The sequence below is a fragment of the Pedobacter sp. Bi27 genome, from assembly GCF_918698255.1.
Classification (GTDB): domain Bacteria; phylum Bacteroidota; class Bacteroidia; order Sphingobacteriales; family Sphingobacteriaceae; genus Pedobacter.
In genome coordinates this window covers 297,428-317,696 of the sequence record NZ_CAKKMW010000004.1, presented here as the reverse complement: position 1 = coordinate 317,696, position 20,269 = coordinate 297,428, and the positions used below count along the sequence as shown (strand labels likewise).

The window sequence follows — 20,269 nt, the reverse complement described above, 5'->3', positions numbered from 1 at the left end:
GTTCCTACTTTAATGAGAGTCTCTGGTTACTGTTGAACCTGAACCGCCTACTAAAAAGTCCAGATCAGCACCTTTATCTGCCTGCTGAACATGGTTGACATATAAGTTTACATAACCACGTGTTGCAGCAGGAATTGACGGTACCCAATTGCTTCGCCTCAGGGCTAACACTTCATCACTCACTTCAAGGTGGATACGTTTATTGGCTACATCCAACTCAATCATGTCGCCGTTTTCTACCAGCGCTAAATTTCCACCAATAGCAGACTCTGGCGATACATGCAGTATAACTGTACCATATGCCGTACCGCTCATCCTGCCATCCGATATCCTTACCATATCTGTTACGCCTTTGTCAAGTAGCTTTTTCGGCAAAGTCATGTTACCTACCTCAGGCATACCCGGATAGCCGACCGGACCAACCGTTTTCAAGACCATTACACAAGTTTCATCGATATCCAAATCGGGATCATCTACTCTCGCATGGTAATCTTCAATGTCTTCAAACACTACTGCCCTACCTCGGTGCTGCATCAAACTGGGCGTAGCTGCCGATGGCTTTATAACCGCTCCGTTAACTGCAAGATTACCTTTTAGTACCGTAATTCCGGCTTCCTGAATAATTGGCTGCTCAAATTCATAGATAACTTCCTTATTGTAATTTATTCCTGTAACAGCAATGTTTTCGGCATGCGTTTTCCCGCTTACCGTTAGGGTATCCATTTTTAAAACAGATTGCATTTGTTTTAAAACAGCGGGTACACCACCAGCATAGTAAAAATCCTCCATCAAAAATTTCCCTGAAGGCATAAGATTTACCAGAAGCGGCATTTTACTGCCAATATCATCAAAATCGTCTAAGTTTAGCGCTACACCCATACGCCCTGCAATAGCGGTAAGGTGAATAATAAAGTTTGAGGAACCTCCTACTGCAGCATTTACCTTAATTGCATTTTCAAAAGCATTGCGTGTTAGTATTTTAGAAATTTTCAGGTCTTCTTTAACCATTTCAACTATTCTCCTTCCGGATAGCTGAGCAAGCCTTTTCCGCCGGGAATCAACGGCAGGTATAGCTGCACCGCCGGAAAGGCTCATGCCCAACGCTTCTACCATGCAAGCCATAGTAGAAGCCGTTCCCATTGTCATACAGTGGCCCGGACTACGGGACATGCAACTTTCTACTTCTGCATATTCATCATAAGTAATTTCGCCTTTCTTTAATTCCTCTGTCAGCTTCCATACACTTGTTCCTGAGCCGATGTCGTGTCCGTGATATTTTCCGTTTAACATTGGTCCGCCAGGAACCACAATGGTTGGCAGATCTACACTTGCCGCTCCCATTAGCGTAGAAGGCGTAGTTTTATCGCAGCCCGTAAGTAGTACTACACCATCAATAGGGTTGCCTCTTATCGATTCCTCTGCATCCATACTGGCGAGATTACGGAACAACATGGCGGTAGGTTTCATGAGCGTTTCACCTAATGACATGATGGGAAATTCCAGCGGAAAGCCACCAGCCTCCAATACCCCGCGACGAACACTTTCGGCAATATCACGCAGGTGGGCATTGCAAGGTGTAAGTTCAGACCATGTATTACAAATGCCTATTACCGGTCTGCCGTCAAACATGTCTTCGGGCATGCCTTGGTTTTTCATCCAACTGCGATAGATGAGGCCCATTTTATCTTTTTTCCCAAACCAGGTCGAACTTCTATATGATTTCATATCTAGAATATACTATGTTGCTATATTTTTTTACTTCCTTATTTAGATTTTTCGCCAGCGGACCTGTTTATCGAAAAATCGTTTCACTTGTTTCGGCAGCGGTTTCGAAACCTATAATTTGTTTGCCAATGGTTATCATGCTACGATATTGATAAGGGAACCAATCGCTGAAATGGTTATTTTTACAATGTCTCCGCTGTGTAAAGTGAAATCATCGGCAGGGATTATTCCTGTACCTGTCATTAAATAGGTTCCATGAGGGAAATCCAATTCCCGGAACAAGTAGGCCACTAGATCCTTGTGCTTACGTTTCATTTGGTTAATGGATATTTTCCCCTTAAAAAGGACCTCAGAATCTCTGGATATTTCGATGCTGATATTGGTATCCGGATCTATTGGTCCGTCGGTAACTAAAAGGCAGGGACCTAAAGCGCTAGCACCATTGTATGATTTGGCCTGCGGGAGGTAAAGCGGATTTTCGCCCTCGATATCTCTCGAAGATACATCATTACCTATTGTATAACCTTCAATAGTGCCTTCTGAGCAGATAAATAAGGTCAATTCCGGTTCAGGCACGTTCCATTTAGAATCTGCCCTGATCCGTATGTTTCCTCCGGAACCTACTGTGCGATAAGGCGGCGACTTAAAAAAAAGTTCTGGCCGGTCTGCATCATATACCCTGGCATAAAAATCCCCTCCTTTTGCTTCTTTTGATTCCTCTATTCTGGCTTCCCTGCTACGAAAATAAGTTACGCCAGATGCCCATACTTCCTGGCTGCCTATAGGCGTTAAAACAGCTGAATGGGTAAGCGCTTGTAAATCTTCGTTAGGTTGGAGATGTTGCAGCTCGCTACTGATCAATTTAAAGAGGTTGCTCCTGTTTACGAACCTATCCCAGCTTTTTTCTTCTGTTAAAAAATATTGGTTATTGTGGTGTATAATAATCCCGCTAGAAGTGTTATAAATTCTCATAATTATTTGGTTTAGTTTTTTGGATACTAAATTAAGTTTGAACTTTATTTAAGTATCCAGGCGGTAAAATCTAAAGCCAAATAAGTCGTTTTAGCGCACATTTACAGCATAATGTTAATATAATACAATAAAATGCTTCAATACTAAAATTACTGGTTTGCGTTGCCTAATTTGATCAGGATTTGATCATTATTAATTAAGATACTTTTTGATTTGAGCTTACATCAGGCAAATCACCTGGCGAGATCTTAAACGAAATACCCCATTTAAAAGCAAGTCAAAACCTGGTAAAACCTCAGTTCGACTAATATTTATTTACACTGACTAATTTTAAATCCCTGAAACCACCGCGATCATCATGTTGATCGGATAGCTATCGGATTTATTTTGCAAAGTAGAAATTGTCTTTTCAATTGTCTTGTAACTACTAACTGGTCAGCATCTTTACTGCTAAATGAACCCTGACCTGTAGCAAAGGGGAAAGCTACGCAGTAAAATAAGCTACCATTGACAGAATCTCTCAGTACGGCCGTCATTCTCGCGCAGGCGGGAATCTTAAAGCGCTTGCATTACGATTATTCATAAGTTTTTCCTTTTATTTATAGGCATTCATGAGCACTCCGTGGTTCCCAATCAAGTTGGGAATGACGATTCCTCTCAAAGCTTATAACTCTAAAAAATTTGTCATTCATGTTGATTCTAACAATTAATTAACCCGTCACCCTGGGGGTAATTTATAGTATAAAACAATATGAATGGACAGGAGAATTTTTAACGAGCTGTAGGCTGTGAGGAATCGTCATTGCGAGAAGGCTTTTTCAGCCGACGAAGCAATCTTACAACGATCGCTACTAGCGTGCGCATTAAGATTGCTTCGTTCCTCGCAATGACGATTTTTCTATTGGAGTCTGTCAATGGACGGCTATGAACGAAAAATGTCTGTAGCAGACCTTTAAAGGAAGATTAATAATCAAACTGAGGTTACTAGGCAAATTTTCTCTCTTCGGTTTTAAGATAATTGTATCTGTAGTCCATTGGATTTTTTTTTGTTAGCGCTTTAAATTGATGATAGAAGTGAGAAATATTGTTGTAGCCACAGGCATAGCCTACCTCAGTCATATTAAATTCTTCTTCTAATAACAATCTGCATGCATTTCCAATTCTCACTTCCATTAAAAACTGGATATATGTTTTCTTTGTTTTGGATTTAAAGTACCTGCAAAAAGAGTGTTTCCCCATGTTAATTAATGCAGCCACATCTTCCAGCCCTACTTTTTTGTGGTAATTATTAAACGTGTATTCGAATATGGTGTTGATGCGGCTTTGATCGATGCTATTCACTTCCGGGTTAAAGCCATTGGATGATATAATTTCATATTCTTTCGAAGCAGCTATTATTTCTAAAGCAGACAATAAATTGATCAACTTACGGGCAGGCGATTCGTTGAGCATTTCCTCCGCTATTTTGCCAACCTTTCGTCTGGTTACGCCTTTTAAACGCAAACCCAGCTTACTTGTGTTCAGCAGTTTAACAATCGGACTAATTTCAGGAAGATTTAAAAATGCATCACCCCAGATGTTGTTTTGAAAAAGAATCACAATTGTTTCTCCAACTTTTTCGGTATCGCTCTCCAGATATTTTTGTTCACACCGGAAAGTATGTGGCAGGTTTGATCCAAATAAAAATACATCACCATTTTTAAAAGGACCAACATGATCGCCTATCAGGCAGGTACCGTAGGTTCTTTTAACTACCAATAATTCGCATTCGGGATGATAGTGCCATGCACTTAATATCGCATGCCCTATATCCTTATGGATATTAAAGGAATGCTCCGGGTTTGGAGTAGCCTTTTTTAAAGTAGCCTTCATGTTTATAATTGGTTAACTATAGCATGAATTTATAAATTATGTACGATATAATGCATATCTATTACCTATTAATGGTAGTTATATTAACAACGCCAGGTTTTATGATTTGCGGAACAGATTGGCTTCATGTTGAATAAAAATTGTAAGTAATTGATAAACAGACATATTTTATATGTTTTATCAGACAGTAACTCCTACCACAAAGAAATAGCTATGTTAATATGTTACAATTTTTTGCTGTAATACTGAAATTGCTTTTCATTAAAGTTGTCTTTATTTGCTTGTGTAACATAACTGTTTCGAAACCAAATATAAAAGGAAAGTGGATGCTGCTATTCTTCGCAGCTGCTTTCTTCAAATAAACCATTTAGCCTTAGGTTATTAGAACAGGGATTGATTAACCAGCAAACCAATATAATCATATGAGATAGACTTACTTAACATTCGACCACAATACTTAAGCGCTAAACGCTGCGTATGCTCCGAACTGACAGCGCCGCCCCTTCTGCGGTTTATTACAAAAAAACAATTCTAACCAAACAACAATTATGAAAAAAAAATTACTTCCACCAGTATTTATTTGTACTGTGTTAACGGTATTCATGCTTTTCGAGTCTGCAAGCGCATCAGCTGGTGGGCTAACAACCGTAATATTTAGCAAATCTTTAACAACCAAAAAGTTAAAATTAGCGCCGATAGGAATTACAGGTAAAGTTACCGATGAACAGGGTGTTGGTTTACCCGGCGTTAGCGTTGCTGAAAAGGGAACACGGAACGCTACTATAACCAATTCATCTGGCAGTTATACTATAAATGTTGCCAATACCAATGCGGTGTTGGTGTTCACATCCATTGGCTATAAGCCCGTAGAGATAACAATAAATACAAAAACCGTTGTCAATGTTACTATGCTAACGGTTACGAATGCTTTGAATGAGGTTATCGTAACTGCCCTCGGTATAAAGCGGGAGGCCAAAAGCCTGGGCTACTCGGCTCAAAAAGCCGATGTAGAGGCATTACAAACTAACCGCACCACTAACCTTGCCAATGCGCTTGAGGGCCAAATCTCCGGATTGGACGTTTCTCCACCCGCCGCAGGGCCAGGCGGAAGTACAAAGATCCGTTTGCGTGGACAATCTTCTTTCACCGCAGACAATTCGCCGCTGATCGTAATCAATGGCTTGCCAATGTCGCAGGGTGCAAGCAGTAGTAATGGTTATACACAAAATGTCGACCAGGGAGATAATCTGCAAGGCATCAATCAGGACGACATCGAATCGATGACTGTGCTAAAAGGATCTACCGCTGCAGCCTTGTATGGCTCGCGTGCCGTTAACGGTGCAATCATTATTACAACAAAGTCGGGATCCAAAAATAGTGGATTAGGTATTGAGTTCAACTCTAATTTTACAATAAACCAAGCGCTGGATTATACAGATTTTCAATATGAGTACGGGCAAGGTGAAAATAATATCCGTCCCTCATCACAAGGAACTGCGCAGAGTTCTGGGGCCTGGAGTTTTGGTGTGCCATTTGATAATGTACCAACGTATCAATTCGACGGTGTTCAGCGTCCTTATGCGCCTGTTAGAGACCGGATCAGTACATTCTTTAGACTTGCACCATCATGGAGCAATACCGTTGCACTTTCTGGCGGTAACGATAAAGGAAGTTTTCGGGTGTCTCTTTCTAATCAAGACGCTCAGGGCATCATACCAAACAACGATTATCATAAAAAGATTTTTAACGTTGGCATTAACTATAAACTTACCGATAAATTATCTGCACAATTTTACGTTAACTATGATCATCAATTTAATAACAATCCGCCACTTGTCGGCGTACAGGGAAATGCAATTCCTACATCAATTTACAGGCTGGCTAACTCCATTTCTTTTGATGTACTCGAGGCAGCCGCAACAGATGTCAACGGAAATGAAACACCTACTTCGAGGTTTGCTACCGTTACCAACCCCTACTGGATATTGGCGCACCAATTTCAACGACAAACAAAAGATCATTTGTTAGGTACTGCTGTGGTACGCTATCAGTTTTTCGATTGGCTATATTTTCAGGGCAGGGCAAATATGGACCTTTTGCAATCTACCTATGAATCAAACACGCCGACAGGTACACTGGCTGTATCTGCAGCACCGGCAGGGCTGTACAACGGTAGCTATGGGATAAATACAGCAAGTACCCGCCAAAATAATTTTGACTTCTTGCTGGGCGGTGGGCATAAGTGGAAAGATTTTTCATTTAATGCAACGGTAGGCGGTAATAACTTTCCCTTAACTACTTCTACATTCAGTGAAGCGGTAACCAACTTTTACATCAGAGGTTTATATACAATTGGAAACGGTGTTACGGCAAATTCTAGTTACAACCAGACTAAACAAACCGTAAATTCATTGTATGGTACAGCAGAATTGTCCTACAAAAATTTATTGTACCTCAATCTTACCGGCCGTACAGACTGGTATTCGGTACTGGCCAGAGATATCGATCATTATTTCTATCCTTCAATTAGCGGAAGTTTCGTTTTTTCGGAATTACTTCCAAAAACAAAATGGTTAAATTTTGGAAAGATCAGAGTTGCTGTTGCAGAAACGGGAAGCGCCCAGGGGGTTGCGCCCTACAATGCATTAACATTTGCGCTTGCTCAAAATTCATTCAACGGGCTTCCCTTAGGAAGTATAAACGGGACAGCTTCACCAAATACCCAGATTAAGCCTTTTGGCGTAAATGAAAAAGAAATCGGTATCGAGTTACGCATGTTCAACAACAGAGTAAACCTGGATGTAGCTGCTTACGATAAAAAAACGACTAATCAAGCCGTTCCAATAAGCCTTTCTGCAGCAAGCGGATACAGCACCACGCTGGTTAACTTAGGTGGTTTAAACAATAAAGGATTAGAATTTAACCTGGAATTAATACCTATCCAAAACAAGAACTTTACCTGGAAAACAACTTTTAATTCTGCTTTCAACTCTTCAAAAGTATTGTCGTTAGCTAATAACCAATCGCAACTTGTAGTAGGCAGTCCTGAGTTTTTTGGGTCTATTGTTCACGTAGTAGGTTTACCCCTTAACCAAATTGTAGGTTCAACTTACAAACGCGATGCTTCCGGAAATATCGTATTATCGGGAGGCAAACCCGTAGCAAGTGATAAACCGGTAAATTTCGGTAGTGGTCTTCCTAAAGCAACAGGAGGCTGGCTAAATACGTTCAATTACAAAGGCTTTACCTTTATTGCCCATATTGATTATAAAGCAGGTGGTAAAGTACTATCGAGCACAAGTTTAAATTTATTAAGAGAAGGTTTATCAAAAGAGTCTTTACCTGGCCGTGTGGGTGGCGTAATTTTTCCTGGCGTAAACGCTACTGACGGATTGCCAAACACCACCGCTGTAAATGCAGAAGATTTTTACGCAAATTATCGTTCGACGAATATCCTGGATCCATTTATTTACAGCTCGAGCTTTGTTAAATTAAGAAGCCTTTCGTTGGGGTACGACCTGTCTAAATTTATCAATAAAAAATATGTGAAAGGCTTAGTGCTTTCTGCGGTATGTCGCAATGTATTGATCATCAAAAAATACACGCCCAACATTGATCCCGAAGCAATAGCCTCAAGCGGAGATAACCTAACCGGTTATGAGCAGGCATCACTGCCAACAACACGTACTTACGGATTTAACTTAAACGTAAAATTCTAACTCTATATACAATATGAAAAGTTTAATCAGAATTATAGCCATCGCAATCTGGATTCCAGTAATTTCCAGTTGCAATAAAGGGTTTGATAAATTGAATATTAATCCAAATAATCCGACAGAACTCGATGCGGCATTCTTGTTTACGAGTGCGCAATTTGGAACACATGGAGCGACGATGGAAACTGAGCCAACAATTGTACAACAATTTGTAAATCCGTTTTCGGGAATCACCTCGGCATTTAATTTTAATCAGCTGAATCAAACCTATACTTCGCAAAATTGGAATGCAGAATATACAGGAACAAATAGTGGCGCAACAAGCTCTTCAGGCCCTGTTCAATTACTGGTCCAGATCTTAAGCCAGCTCAAAGGCAATGCAGCAAGAACAAATTTATATAACGAAGCCAGAATCTGGAAAGCCTACCAATTTATGATGCTGGTAGACAGTTATGGAAACGTACCCTATAGTGAAGCCGGACAAGCCTATTTATCGAATGTGCTTACCCCTAAATACGATAATCAGGCAGCGATTTACACCGACCTGATTAAAGAAGTTACTGAGGCAACGGCAGCTTTAGATCCGGCAAAGGATATTGTAAAGGCTGATGTGTTTTACGGTGGCAATATCGCCCAATGGAAAAGATTGGGTTATTCCTTATTACTTCGATTGGGCATGAGGTATAGTAAACTAGATCCGGGAAAAGCGCAAGCTATTGTGCAAGCTGCAGTAGCGGGTGGTGTAATGACATCAAATGCCGACAACTGTTACCTGAAATACAATACCACTTACGTGAATCCCGTGAGCCAGACGATTACTGCAATAGCGAATACTTATTATTTAGCGGCTCCCTTTGTAGATCAACTCAAAAACAGTGGCGATCCGCGATTGAAGTTTATATCCGGCAAATACGCAAATCCTTTAGCGGCACCTACAAGCGTACCAGATACCATATCTGCAAATCAGTTCGGACTCCCTATAGGCTATAGCAGTGCTACTTTATCAACTGCTCCGGGATTTAGAGGTGCTAACGGCTCGGGTTTTAATTATTCGCAGGTTAATTATAGTATTTTCGGTAGTTTAACCGCTCCGCAATTTTTTATCACTCACGCTCAAACGCAATTGCTGCTGGCAGAGGCCGCTTTTAGAGGCTGGATAACTGGTGGCAGTACACCTGATGTTTATTATGCTAATGGTATCCGCGCGGCAATGGACCAATGGACAACCTATAACGCGGGAGCCATTATTCCTTTAGCTACGCAAAATGCATTTATCAATAATCCTGTTAATGCTTATACAGCGGCAAATGCACTCAACCTGATTAATACGCAATATTGGGTGGCTTCCTGGGGCAATGGTACCGAGGCATTTGCTAACTTCAGGAGGAGCGGTTTCCCAGCCTTATCGCCCAATACCATCGCAGGACAAAATATAACCGGTGGTTTTGTTCGCCGCTTTGTTTATCCAACGCTTGAGCTTTCTGCAAATGCAACGAATTACCAGGCAGCGGTTGCAGACAATGGCGGGCCAGATAATATGGACACACGTATTTTTTGGGATAAATAGAAAAAATGCCGGCGACAGATATGGGTAACATTCTTATTAATTTTACCCATATCCTGCATGCTCTACTAATTATTTTGTAATTTACTTTCAGTATAAATCTAACCTAAATTAAATGTTAAACCGTAGAAATTTCCTCAACTACGCTGCAACTGCAGTAGGAACCACTGCCCTGCTTTCTGCCTTAGACAATCCTGCCTATGCCCTTTTCAGTAAGACTATTGGCGCAAATGACCAGATCAATATTGGTGTAATAGGAATCAAAGGCATGGGATGGTCCGACCTCAAAGCGGCCCTCAAAGTACCGGGCGTAAACCTGATGGCCCTGTGCGACAGTGATGCCAATGTGCTTGATGAAAGGATGGCCGAATTAAAGTCGATGAATGTTGATGCCGCAAAAGTAAAAAGATATAAAGATTATCGTGCGCTGCTCGATAATAAAGATGTCGACGCCGTAATTATCGGCACACCCGATCACTGGCATGCTCTGATGATGATCCATGCCGTACAGGCAGGTAAAGATGTATATGTCGAAAAGCCAGTCGGCAACTCTATTGTCGAATGCAGTACCATGGTTAAAGCGCAGGAAAAACACAATAAGGTGGTGCAGGCAGGTCAATGGCAGCGCAGTCAGCAACATTTTAAAGATGCTGTCGATTTTGTAAAGAGCGGCCAGCTAGGAAATATCAGAACGGTAAAAGTATGGTGTTACCAGGGCTGGATGAAACCTGCTCCCATAGTGCCTGATACCCTACCCCCTGCAGGCGTTGATTATGCCATGTGGCTTGGGCCTGCGAACAAAAGAGCATTCAATGCCAGCAGATATCACTTCAATTTCCGCTGGTTCTGGGATTATGCCGGTGGCTTAATGACCGACTGGGGCGTGCATTTATTGGATTATGGCTTGCTGGGTATGAATTCACCTGTACCAAAAACCATATCTGCATTAGGTGGCCGCTTCGCCTATCCCGATCTGTATGAAGAAACGCCTGATACGCTGACTACCCTATATGAGTTTGACAAGTTCAACATGGTATGGGATTCTGCCATGGGCATCGATAACGGCTCTTATAACCGCAACCATGGCATTGCCTATATCGGTAACAACGGCACACTGATCCTCAACAGGCAAGGCTGGGAAGTTATTGAAGAAAAGGTAAGCGGCAATAAAGTGAGCAAGCCCTTTGTTAAATCCTCAGATAATGGACTGGACAATCATATGGTCAATTTCTTTAGTGTGATCAGGTCCAGAAAAAAAGAAGAACTGAATTGTTCTATACAAGATGCTGCGCATGTAGCTACCGTTGCCCAAATGGGAAATCTTGCCTTCAGAAGCGGACAAAAATTATCATGGGACCATGCCAAACATCAGTTTACAGACCAGAAGTTAAACGATAAATACCTGTTGGCTCAGTATCACAACGGTTACAGCTTACCCAAAGTTTAACGCTACAGTTTAAACAGATCAGATGTGTACATTTCCCTCCGGGATCACATCAAAGACTATCAAAATATATAAAGCCTTGCAATCGCACGATTGCAGGGCTTTTACTTTAGGATTGCCAAATCGTTGAGAAGCTATTATCAAATATTTTTTTCCTTAAATACTGGCAAGAGATTATAGATACCAAAGTTTTCGTTATCTGTAATTTCTTCGATTAACTTGGCAGATCCGCCTATAAAAGTAAATTGTAAGTCGTAATCCGTTACGATACACCAACTTTTGTTGTCAGGAAATATTGCCGTAGGATTATTCCTGATCTCATCTTTTGACCTTATTGTTTCACTATCTGATAACTTTGATTTAAACAATTTCTCTTCATTCCAACTTGTAGTTTTGAGAAGGCAGTAATAGTAGTTAACTATTTCGTTGCCATACTTCTGCTTTATCTTCTGGAGCACAAAATCTAATTGCTCATCACCACAATCTCCTTCTTCGGGTAAGCCAATGTACACAGGCCAATTTGGTAAGAGCCCCATTCTAATTTTGTCCTGAATTTCATTAGCGGTCGAGATATCAAACTTTTCACCGAATAGATCGAAAAAGGAAGACCATGAAATGGGCTGCAGGCTTTTATTAGCGTTTATAGCGTCATGACTTGCATCACTGTCTGCAAGTTTTTTTTGATCTGCGTCGATCCAAAACGGATGTAGCATTATAGCATAACTATCGAAAATAAGCGGACAACAAAGTGTAAGATAGTACCAAAAGGAGTTTTCTTGAGTTCGATTGCCATCAACTTCCACATTTGGGCCCATTGATGCTTGTCGTTTTATCCAGTCGGGTAATAGGTTATCTTCCAAATTCATAATAAATTTTGCATACTTAAATTTATAATTTCCTCCTTCAATTCTATTTCATGTCTGTCCGTAGAGTTTCCGCAGGGATCTACGGAATAGTAAATAGAAAAGAGTCTGTGATACGCTTTTATTTGAGTTTATAAGTTCAATTTTATTCTTATATCTGTAGAGACGCTGCGCTTAACTCTACGGACAAAGGGGGATTTACTGACTTTGAATAATTGTTGGAACTTTCTTATAATTTTTCATTTGGCTTTCAGTACCAACAATGTTTACACCTTCGTCAACATAAATTATATTCATTTTAAGGTTTTGGTTTTTTGTAATATCAATTACTTTAATACCATTTCCATTAACTGTTATTTGAATTAATTCGGGGTTATTCGATAATTCAAGAGTCTTCAATTTATTGTTGTCTAATACCAAGTACTTAAGCCTATAAAATTGACTTAGGTCGATTTTATTAAGTTGGTTGTCCATCATATTCAATGACTCTAAATTTGGACAATTTTTTATATTCACGTTAGTTAGCTGATTTAAGCCACAACTAATTTGTTTTAGAGCTGGCATATTTGAAATTTCAAATACATTTAAAGCATTTTTAGCACAATAGATGTCTGTCAGGAACTTTAAACTATCAAGTTTCAATCCACTAATTTTATTATTTGTTATTAATAGTTGTTCTAAGTTCTTGAAATATTTTACGTCATTAACATTTACAAGATTTTGTCCCATTAGGTCAAGCGTTTTTATTTGATCAGCTTCATTTGCCTCAATCCTTCCGTTACTGTTTAAGTCAATTTCTGGATATTTGGTTAATACTATTCTTTCGAAATTTGGATTCTCAAATTTAATCTCGCCCTTATGTCCTAGAATGTTTAAAGTAAAAAGTATTATCAAAATTTCTATTCTCATTTTTTTCTGTTCACGGTTATGGTCGGAAAATTAACTTCATTCATTCACAAATAAAAGGCATGTTACTTTGTTTCGCATTAGTGTGAAAATAAGGATATTTAATTCGGCGAAACATAATATAATCCATTATAAACTTAACAACCGATTTACTCGCTGCCATTTTGGATCGTAATTAATTTCGTAAGTGAAAGATACCAATCTGTTTTCTGCCAGACTAACTTTTCTTAAAAATTGCTCGATAGGTTCATTCTCTTCTGAATAACATTGGATTTCCATTCCTTTATCTGATACCAGCCTGGAAACAAAGTGGCAAATGCATATCCTCTTCAATTCATCTGAAAAGAAATCCTCAATTGTGCCCATATCCAAGTCGGGATTATTCTCGGCAACTTTATCAGTGAGATCAATGCTTATCCCGATATGATAAGGGCAAAATTCTTTGAACTCGTACTTTCTATATGATTTATCAACCCAGCCAGTGCCTAGCTTGCCATTTTGCATGGTTAGCTTTAAGAGGGTAAAAGAATGTTTCGGATATATCTGATCCGAATATTTTACCATCTCCCAGTCAACCACAGGAGGTTTGTTTCCAAAAAACTTGTTTAAAAAACTCAACGTATTAGGTTTTTATTGTTAGTTACGGGGTCTTTTGCTTTTCCTCCTTGATCCTCCTGTAAAGCAGTTTAACCATGCAATCAAGTTCGCTCTGCTCACACCAATATTCACTAATATGTCCGTAAGTCTGGTATGTTGAGACGTTGAAGCCTTCCTCAATGTCGTTGTAATAAACTACTGCATTACCAAAAATTGCGACCACCCAAAATCCTCCGCCCTCGTCTCCATATTCGGTTTCCTGCCATTTCTGGGGCACAATTTTAATCAGGTTCCAAAAGTTCAATGGCTCACCTTCGAGTTTTGATTCTCCCCTTGAGATCAATTTTTCTAATTCAGCTAATGAAATTGGTGTCCACATGCTAAAAGTCGTAAACTGTTACTTCAATATTTTTTTCAGTCAAAGCCGATTTGATCAATGGCTCGATTTTATCCCATGTACCACCAGCCAGGCCGCATCCAATCCTAGGCATGTGCACGGTTGCATCATTTTCAGATGCAAACTGGGCAACTTTTTCTAGACCCTTTGATATTGCCTCATATCGAATTGGTGCATTTCCCATTTCGTCTTTGTTAATTTTATGTTGGCCAATCAGGTTCGCAATCCAAAGATCGTCTTCAACTTTCACGAACTGGACCTCACCAAGGGAGAAACCAGTCTTTGATTTGAACCACTCCCGATATCTCTGCTCTGGTTCTTTCCAGCGTTTTGAGATTGCCATCACAAAACCTTTTCCCCAACCGCCGATATCATTGCAGACGTGTACAATTATCTTGTTACCACTAGATGTGGGATTAGTAGCGTCACCTTTTAAATAATTTATCTCCATTATTTTGATTGTTCAATTCCATCATAGTCCTCATTAAAAAAGTCGCTCAAACTCACGCCAAAACAATTTAAGATGTTGATCAATGTGCCAATTGTGATATTGGTATTACCTGCCTCATATTTACCATACTGAGAACGGTTTAAGTTGTGCTCATAGGAAAACTTATCTGGACTAGTACGATAATTAATAAAAATTCGTAAAAATTAAAAATGACATATTAGTTTTTTTTGCCAAAAGTAGTTATTTCACGTAAATTTAGATGCCGCAATTGCAGCTAAAACGTATTAAAAAATTAGTGAGTAATTCAATGAGTAGAACTACAAAAAAGCTTCAAATTCTATTCAAACACTGATTTTAACGCTAGGTGCAAATCCCGACGCGATAACGAAACGTGATACAATTCTTTAAAAGAATGTGTCACGCTTTTTTTTAGTCTTGTCATGCGCTTTACTATCCGCTAACTCCTTGATCAAGCGATGGGTACCTTTTCCTGAGTTTGGCTATGCAATGCCCCGTTTTGGCTACGCCGGAGAGCTGAATGCTGATGAACTTTGCCTGTATCAAAATCAAAATAAAATGAAACAGTCAAAAACACCTATTATCAGCTTTAGTCCGGTTGTGTTACCAGTTGCGGGCCGTCACGTAGACCTGGAAATAAAAGTTTCTGCTCCCGCGAGCGGAAACAACCTGCCGGTTATTCTTCTTTCGCATGGACATGGCCCCTCTAACTTTCTTTCTTCGTACAAAGGATATGGCCCCATGGCAGATTTTTTTTCCGCAGAAGGCTTTGTTATCATTCAACCTACTCATCAAAATTCCAAAGCGCTCGGACTTTCCTCATCCCTTCCGGAAGCACCCTTGTTTTGGAGTTCGCGGCCAGCGGATATGAAATTTATCATGGATCACCTGGACGAAATTATTGCCACAGTACCTGGCTTAACCGGAAGAGTCGATAAAGCAAAAGTTGCTGCTATCGGCCATTCGATGGGCGGCCACACCTTAGCCATGCTGGCTGGCATGGAAGTAACCGACCCGGCAACAGGTAAAATAGTGAATGCCGCAGAACCAAGATTAAAAGCCCGGGTGCTAATTGGTGCTTCTGGTGGACCCGAAGGATTTAACGGAGCCGCCAGACAGCACTATCCTGTATTGGCGGCCGGCAATTTCAGCACCATGACTTTGCCAGCACTTATTGTAAATGGAGACCAGGACAAAAACCTCATGTTCTCTGATGTTGACGATTGGCGTGCGGATGCTTATTATCAAAGTCCTGGCCCGAAGGACCTGCTGACTGTGTTTGGCGCTGAACACATTTTTGGTGGCATATCAGGATATGATGCCCGCGAAACAAGTGATGAAAATCCGGAGCGTGTTGCTTTTGTATGTGAAAGTATTCTTGCGTACATTCGAAGTGCATTCGATCCAACCGATCCAAGTTGGGAACAAGCAAAGAAAAGCCTTAACGGCGTACAAGGTGCGTTAGGCAGTATTGAAAGCAAATCGTAAACAGACAATATGAAGGAAGAAATGTCTAACCACAGATTCAATTCTTTATCAAGGTTGCACAAGGCGCTGGACATGCCGGCGCCTATGCACCCATTGGTAAGTTTAATAAATAATGCCGAAGGCGCCATTCCCCTGGAAAAGCTTCCCAGTCCGCACATCTTAAGTTTTTACAAGATCTCTTACAAGATGAACTTCCAGGGAAAGTTCAGATATGGACAGCATTACTACGATTTTGACGAAGGGGGAATGTTTTTTGTTTCACCGAATCAAATCACAGGAGGCCACGCGCCATTAAGCGATCAATCTGGTTATACTTTACTTTTCCACCCCGATTTTTTACAGGGTTACGAACTCGCCAAAAAAATTAAGACGTATGGATTTTTTTCCTATTCGATCAATGAAGCGTTGCACCTATCAGAGAAAGAAAAAACCACGATTATCGCCGTGTTCGAAAGTATCGAAGAAGAGTTAAAAGGCAGAATTGATAATTTCAGCCAGGATGTTGTGATTTCTCAGATCGAATTGCTGCTGAATTATGCGAATCGGTTCTATAGCCGGCAATTTATCACCCGGAAGGCGGTAAGCAACGATTTGCTTCAAAGAGTAGAAGACACTTTACTCGCCTACTTCCAGTCGCCACAGGCACAAAAGCAAGGACTTCCAACTGTTCAATTTCTTTCTGCGCAATTAAACGTCAGTGCCAGTTATTTAAGTGATATGCTGCGATCACTTACCGGGCAAAATGCACAACAGCACATTCATAATCACCTGATCGAAAAAGCAAAGGAACAATTATCGACAAGTCAGGCTTCGATCAGCGAGATCGCCTATGAATTGGGATTTGAACATCCCCCATCCTTTAGTAAACTATTTAAGCTCAAAACCAGTATGTCGCCCTTGGATTTCAGACGTTCTTTCAATTAAGCATATTCGGATAAAGTGTACCGTTATCCTTAAGGCTGATAAGGACTCATCGTATTTATTCTATTAATCTCATACTCGATTGGATGGAAAAGGTTAATTGATAATGACTACTTTAACGAGTATTTTAGCCATGCATCTCAGCTTTGAATCCCGCAAGCAACGCTGAATCTTGTATCAAATGTTTCGGGTTTGTGCTAAAGGGTTCACAGAAAGAGGTTGTATCCTAAAGGCGATTTCAGCCCAGATGCTGTGATGTTGAACTTCCCGATGAATCGGGACAGGTCGTCGAAACACCTTAAAGTGTATTTAACCAAGTCCTTCGACAAGCTATCATTGACCTTATTTTGCAAATCAATATTAATCAACATTTAATTGCTTTAGCATTTCCATCCAGCTAGGCCATGGCACGGTATCCCCGTTCTACTTAAATCCGGCCTAACAAATTTTTCGGGCTGCACTGCCCAAGCCTACCTGCTAGCTTCGAAAGAAAAATTTTCAGCCGGCATTTTTTGCTTCTTTTTGATGCCAAAAAGAAAGAGCCCTTCGGCGGCGGTGAGCCGAGGCAAGACTGCGCCGTAGGATAAGAGAAAACAATTGTAAGTCACTCATGTTGATTTTAAACAATTAATTAACGTTCAGGGTGACATCTTTTATAATTTATCCCTTATTTTTTTGTATCTATGCCCAGGCTTTTCTTAAAAAACGTAGCCAGTTGCCATGCATCATGTCCTCCACATCAGCATCGGTATAGCCCCTTTTCTTAAATAAAGCCGGTATTTTTTGTAAGTCTGCAATGGTTTCCAGGTCGTAAGGACATTGCTCTTTTCCAAAAGCACCATCTAAATCAGAACCGATTCCGACATGTTTGGTATTTCCGGCCAGCTGGCAAATATGGTCTATATGGTCGATCATCACCTCCAGGTTACAGTTCATTGCTTCAGGTTTGGAGATCCCCCGCTGCCAACCCGGAACCATCATCCAGGCATCCAGCGCGCCACCAATTACGGCGTCTCTTTTGATCAGTTCTTTTATCTGCTCATCACTGTACTGGCGGTTATGGTTCACCAGGCTCCGGCAGTTGTTATGCGAAGCCCAGACAGGGCCACCGAAGCGGCTCAATGCATCCCAAAAACTGTCATCGCAAAGGTGTGTGGCATCGAGAATCACATTTAACCGTTCCATTTCTTTCAATAATTCGCGACCAATCGCAGTCATTTTGCCTGTTGCATTGGTACCCTGCGCATAACGTCCGGGTCCGTAATGCGCCGGACCAACGGCCCTCAGGCCATTTTGCCAGGCTTTTTCTAAATGGCCAACCGTTATAAGAGAATCAGCCCCTTCTAAACTCAAAATATAACCCACAGGCTTTTTATCGTTAACACGTCCATCACTCCATAATTCGAGGTGTTGCTCGAGGCTTTCCAGATTGTTCACCTGGAACATTTCACCGGCATTTTCCATCGCTTTATACCAAGCCAGCTGCCCCTGCGTTTGCGCCCAGGCTTGTTCAGGCGAATGCCAGCCCGGTAAGTGATTATCAGGCGCAACATAACGGGCTATCTGCGTAGCCACAACCAAACCAATATTACCCTTACGCAATTCGGGGAGTGAAACTGTTCCGTTACTGCGATCGGGCTTATCTGTTAAGCCAACCTCCCTTTTATTGATATCGGCGATATTTTTGGTGAGATCGCGATTCCACTCTAGGGCATTCATACTTAAATCTAAATGGGCATCTATGATAAACATGGTTATGATTAAATGGTGATTTTTCTTTTCCTGGAGATGATATCCCAGTATTTTAGTGATTGATTATCTCCCACACAAAGCGCTTTTTCATACAGGGCAACTGTGGGGCAAATGTGATAAGGCAAGCCGTAAAGCATGTCGCCCACCTTATAGTTTCCGGGATTTTCTGCTTTTAAAACCAAATGTTCTTCGCTCTGACTTTGAACGTCGAACTGCGGCGCATTCAGGAAGAATACCCGGTTTTTCAAGTCCTTTTCGGCAGCAACGGCTTTATGCCCCAAATCGGTACAGATTAAATCTTCTGTAGGTTTAGATACGATGCGGCTGATCACGAGTGCAGCCGTATTAAATTGCTGTTCGGCAAAAGCATCCTGATAACCTTTGTCCCATAAAATAAAAGTGCCGGGGCTGCAGTCAAAATCTGTATGTTTGGCATATACCGGAAAAGTTGGTGTTCCACCGGCGATAACTGCTAAATGCTCAATCCCTAAAGTTTCTTTTAAATGATGAAGCTGAGCAATAATAGGTTCTGCTTTTTGGGAGCGAACATCAATGGATGAATCATGAATGTGGCCATCATAAGCATGTAAGCCTTTGATAATAATGTGAGGAAGGTTAAGTAATGCTTTAACTAAACCAAAAGCTAGTTCAGGCAAAATTCCTGTCCTATTCATCCCTACGTTTAAATCGATATATACCTCAATAACTTTATTTTTCGAAACCGCCATATCAGAGATTGCGCTTGCGGTTTCAATATTATCGAGCAAACAGCTGAAACTGGTGCCTGAATATTGATCTATGAGTTTAAAGAAACGGTTAATGTTTTCGCCAACCGGCTGGTAAGCCAATAAAACGTCTTTGGCCTTAGCTAGGCCAAGCATTTCAGCTTCGGCGATGGTGGCGCATTTGAATTTATTGATTCCCGCATCGATTAGCATGTGGGTAATTTCCAAACATTTATGCGTTTTAACATGCGGCCGAAGTCTGCCGACATCCTTAATCATGCCTTTCAGTATGCCAATGTTTTCTCGGATTCTTGTTTCGTAAAAAACAAGCGCAGGTGTTTCCAGCGTCTCCTCATTCGGGATTATGTACCAGTCTTGCTGCATCATTAAAAAAGTTCGAACAATGCTTCAATTTCTACCGGAATATTATCTGGCAAAGAGCCAAAGCCAACGGCGCTTCTTACCCCAATGCCATTTTCCTCGCCCCAAACTTTTGCAAAAAGCTCACTGCAACCGTTAATGATATAAGGATGCTTTTCAAACTCAGGCGTACAATTTACCATGCCTAAAACCTTAATTACCCGTTTAACTTTGTTTAAACTACCGATGTTTGTTTTTATAGTAGAAAGCATGGTTAAGCCCACCTGCAAAGCAGCAGTCTTACCTTCTTCCTGAGATAAATCAGCACCGATCCGTCCAATGATTAATGATTTATCATCCTGAACCGGGCCATGGCCGCTTAGGTAAAGGTATTTTCCATCAACTAAACAAGGTTTGTAAACGCCAAGTGGCGCAGGTGCGGGCGGTAAATTAAGTTTCAGTTGTTCGAAGCGTTCGTCGGGAGTTAAATTTTCCATA

Annotated in this window: 17 protein-coding genes; 5 read left to right on the top strand and 12 right to left on the bottom strand. The window is 40.8% G+C overall.

The features are described 5' to 3' along the window. Window positions 1–9: 9 nt before the first annotated feature. From LQ227_RS15170 to LQ227_RS15160, 3 genes are all read right to left on the bottom strand, one after another. Complete coding sequence (locus LQ227_RS15170) at window positions 10–1,725, bottom strand: IlvD/Edd family dehydratase (RefSeq protein WP_230141055.1); 1,716 nt, start codon at window positions 1,723–1,725, stop codon at window positions 10–12. A gap of 135 nt (window positions 1,726–1,860) precedes the next feature. Continuing rightward, a complete protein-coding gene (locus LQ227_RS15165) occupies window positions 1,861–2,697 on the bottom strand; it encodes a fumarylacetoacetate hydrolase family protein (RefSeq protein WP_230149864.1) in 837 nt (278 codons plus the stop codon). 984 nt (window positions 2,698–3,681) lie between these two features. Further along, window positions 3,682–4,569: an AraC family transcriptional regulator gene (locus LQ227_RS15160; protein ID WP_230141043.1), complete on the bottom strand. Its 888-nt coding sequence runs from the start codon at window positions 4,567–4,569 to the stop codon at window positions 3,682–3,684. Between the two features lie 548 nt (window positions 4,570–5,117). Here LQ227_RS15160 and LQ227_RS15155 point away from each other — a divergent pair. The 3 genes from LQ227_RS15155 to LQ227_RS15145 all read left to right on the top strand — a co-directional run bounded on the left by LQ227_RS15155 (window position 5,118) and on the right by LQ227_RS15145 (window position 11,296). Continuing rightward, the gene (locus tag LQ227_RS15155; protein ID WP_230149862.1) at window positions 5,118–8,288 is read left to right on the top strand and encodes a SusC/RagA family TonB-linked outer membrane protein; all 3,171 of its coding nucleotides are present in this window, start codon (window positions 5,118–5,120) and stop codon (window positions 8,286–8,288) included. A gap of 13 nt (window positions 8,289–8,301) precedes the next feature. Further along, window positions 8,302–9,852 (top strand): SusD/RagB family nutrient-binding outer membrane lipoprotein, encoded by a 1,551-nt coding sequence (locus LQ227_RS15150; RefSeq protein WP_230149861.1) that lies wholly within the window; start codon window positions 8,302–8,304, stop codon window positions 9,850–9,852. Between the two features lie 112 nt (window positions 9,853–9,964). Further along, window positions 9,965–11,296, top strand: a complete 1,332-nt coding sequence (locus tag LQ227_RS15145; protein WP_230149858.1) for a Gfo/Idh/MocA family protein — start codon at window positions 9,965–9,967, stop codon at window positions 11,294–11,296. A gap of 137 nt (window positions 11,297–11,433) precedes the next feature. Here the strand turns inward: LQ227_RS15145 and LQ227_RS15140 are convergent, their stop codons facing one another. From LQ227_RS15140 to LQ227_RS25645, 6 genes are all read right to left on the bottom strand, one after another. After that, complete coding sequence (locus LQ227_RS15140; protein WP_230141034.1) at window positions 11,434–12,159, bottom strand: hypothetical protein; 726 nt, start codon at window positions 12,157–12,159, stop codon at window positions 11,434–11,436. 195 nt (window positions 12,160–12,354) lie between these two features. Beyond that, window positions 12,355–13,065 carry a hypothetical protein gene (locus LQ227_RS15135; RefSeq protein ID WP_230141032.1) on the bottom strand — a complete coding sequence of 237 codons (711 nt, stop codon included), beginning with the start codon at window positions 13,063–13,065 and terminating at the stop codon, window positions 12,355–12,357. Window positions 13,066–13,191: 126 nt separating this feature from the next. Next, on the bottom strand, window positions 13,192–13,680 hold the full coding sequence (locus LQ227_RS15130) for a DUF695 domain-containing protein (RefSeq protein ID WP_230141030.1): 489 nt from the start codon (window positions 13,678–13,680) through the stop codon (window positions 13,192–13,194). Window positions 13,681–13,702: 22 nt separating this feature from the next. Then, on the bottom strand, window positions 13,703–14,038 hold the full coding sequence (locus LQ227_RS15125) for a hypothetical protein (protein WP_230149857.1): 336 nt from the start codon (window positions 14,036–14,038) through the stop codon (window positions 13,703–13,705). 1 nt (window position 14,039) lies between these two features. Next, window positions 14,040–14,507 carry a macro domain-containing protein gene (locus LQ227_RS15120; protein ID WP_230149856.1) on the bottom strand — a complete coding sequence of 156 codons (468 nt, stop codon included), beginning with the start codon at window positions 14,505–14,507 and terminating at the stop codon, window positions 14,040–14,042. Continuing rightward, window positions 14,507–14,695: a helix-turn-helix domain-containing protein gene (locus LQ227_RS25645; RefSeq protein WP_371823043.1), complete on the bottom strand. Its 189-nt coding sequence runs from the start codon at window positions 14,693–14,695 to the stop codon at window positions 14,507–14,509. Before LQ227_RS25645 ends, LQ227_RS15120 begins: the two co-directional genes overlap by 1 nt. A 388-nt stretch (window positions 14,696–15,083) precedes the next feature. On the opposite strand from LQ227_RS25645, the gene LQ227_RS15115 reads away from it, so the two are divergent. Then, window positions 15,084–16,013 carry an alpha/beta fold hydrolase gene (locus LQ227_RS15115; protein WP_230149855.1) on the top strand — a complete coding sequence of 310 codons (930 nt, stop codon included), beginning with the start codon at window positions 15,084–15,086 and terminating at the stop codon, window positions 16,011–16,013. Between the two features lie 21 nt (window positions 16,014–16,034). Then, entirely contained in the window at window positions 16,035–16,937 is a 903-nt protein-coding gene (locus LQ227_RS15110) for an AraC family transcriptional regulator (protein ID WP_230149854.1), read from the top strand. Window positions 16,938–17,615: 678 nt separating this feature from the next. Here the strand turns inward: LQ227_RS15110 and LQ227_RS15105 are convergent. From LQ227_RS15105 to LQ227_RS15095, 3 genes are read right to left on the bottom strand one after another with little or no spacing between them, the layout of a single operon-like run. Beyond that, entirely contained in the window at window positions 17,616–18,686 is a 1,071-nt protein-coding gene (locus LQ227_RS15105) for a dipeptidase (RefSeq protein ID WP_230141021.1), read from the bottom strand. Window positions 18,687–18,694: 8 nt separating this feature from the next. Next, window positions 18,695–19,798 (bottom strand): D-TA family PLP-dependent enzyme, encoded by a 1,104-nt coding sequence (locus tag LQ227_RS15100; protein ID WP_230149853.1) that lies wholly within the window; start codon window positions 19,796–19,798, stop codon window positions 18,695–18,697. Beyond that, entirely contained in the window at window positions 19,798–20,268 is a 471-nt protein-coding gene (locus LQ227_RS15095; protein ID WP_230141016.1) for a RidA family protein, read from the bottom strand. The genes LQ227_RS15100 and LQ227_RS15095 overlap by 1 nt, the downstream gene beginning before the upstream one ends. Window position 20,269 lies beyond the last annotated feature (1 nt).

What these genes read in the sequence shown, in the direction of transcription:
- LQ227_RS15170 (WP_230141055.1), bottom strand. Translation starts at nt 1,725, where the DNA reads ATGAAATCATATAGAAGTTCGACCTGGTTTGGGAAAAAAGATAAAATG.
- LQ227_RS15165 (WP_230149864.1), bottom strand. Translation starts at nt 2,697, where the DNA reads ATGAGAATTTATAACACTTCTAGCGGGATTATTATACACCACAATAAC.
- LQ227_RS15160 (WP_230141043.1), bottom strand. Translation starts at nt 4,569, where the DNA reads ATGAAGGCTACTTTAAAAAAGGCTACTCCAAACCCGGAGCATTCCTTT.
- LQ227_RS15155 (WP_230149862.1), top strand. Translation starts at nt 5,118, where the DNA reads ATGAAAAAAAAATTACTTCCACCAGTATTTATTTGTACTGTGTTAACG.
- LQ227_RS15150 (WP_230149861.1), top strand. Translation starts at nt 8,302, where the DNA reads ATGAAAAGTTTAATCAGAATTATAGCCATCGCAATCTGGATTCCAGTA.
- LQ227_RS15145 (WP_230149858.1), top strand. Translation starts at nt 9,965, where the DNA reads ATGTTAAACCGTAGAAATTTCCTCAACTACGCTGCAACTGCAGTAGGA.
- LQ227_RS15140 (WP_230141034.1), bottom strand. Translation starts at nt 12,159, where the DNA reads ATGAATTTGGAAGATAACCTATTACCCGACTGGATAAAACGACAAGCA.
- LQ227_RS15135 (WP_230141032.1), bottom strand. Translation starts at nt 13,065, where the DNA reads ATGAGAATAGAAATTTTGATAATACTTTTTACTTTAAACATTCTAGGA.
- LQ227_RS15125 (WP_230149857.1), bottom strand. Translation starts at nt 14,038, where the DNA reads ATGTGGACACCAATTTCATTAGCTGAATTAGAAAAATTGATCTCAAGG.
- LQ227_RS15120 (WP_230149856.1), bottom strand. Translation starts at nt 14,507, where the DNA reads ATGGAGATAAATTATTTAAAAGGTGACGCTACTAATCCCACATCTAGT.
- LQ227_RS15115 (WP_230149855.1), top strand. Translation starts at nt 15,084, where the DNA reads ATGAAACAGTCAAAAACACCTATTATCAGCTTTAGTCCGGTTGTGTTA.
- LQ227_RS15110 (WP_230149854.1), top strand. Translation starts at nt 16,035, where the DNA reads ATGTCTAACCACAGATTCAATTCTTTATCAAGGTTGCACAAGGCGCTG.
- LQ227_RS15105 (WP_230141021.1), bottom strand. Translation starts at nt 18,686, where the DNA reads ATGTTTATCATAGATGCCCATTTAGATTTAAGTATGAATGCCCTAGAG.
- LQ227_RS15100 (WP_230149853.1), bottom strand. Translation starts at nt 19,798, where the DNA reads ATGATGCAGCAAGACTGGTACATAATCCCGAATGAGGAGACGCTGGAA.
- LQ227_RS15095 (WP_230141016.1), bottom strand. Translation starts at nt 20,268, where the DNA reads ATGGAAAATTTAACTCCCGACGAACGCTTCGAACAACTGAAACTTAAT.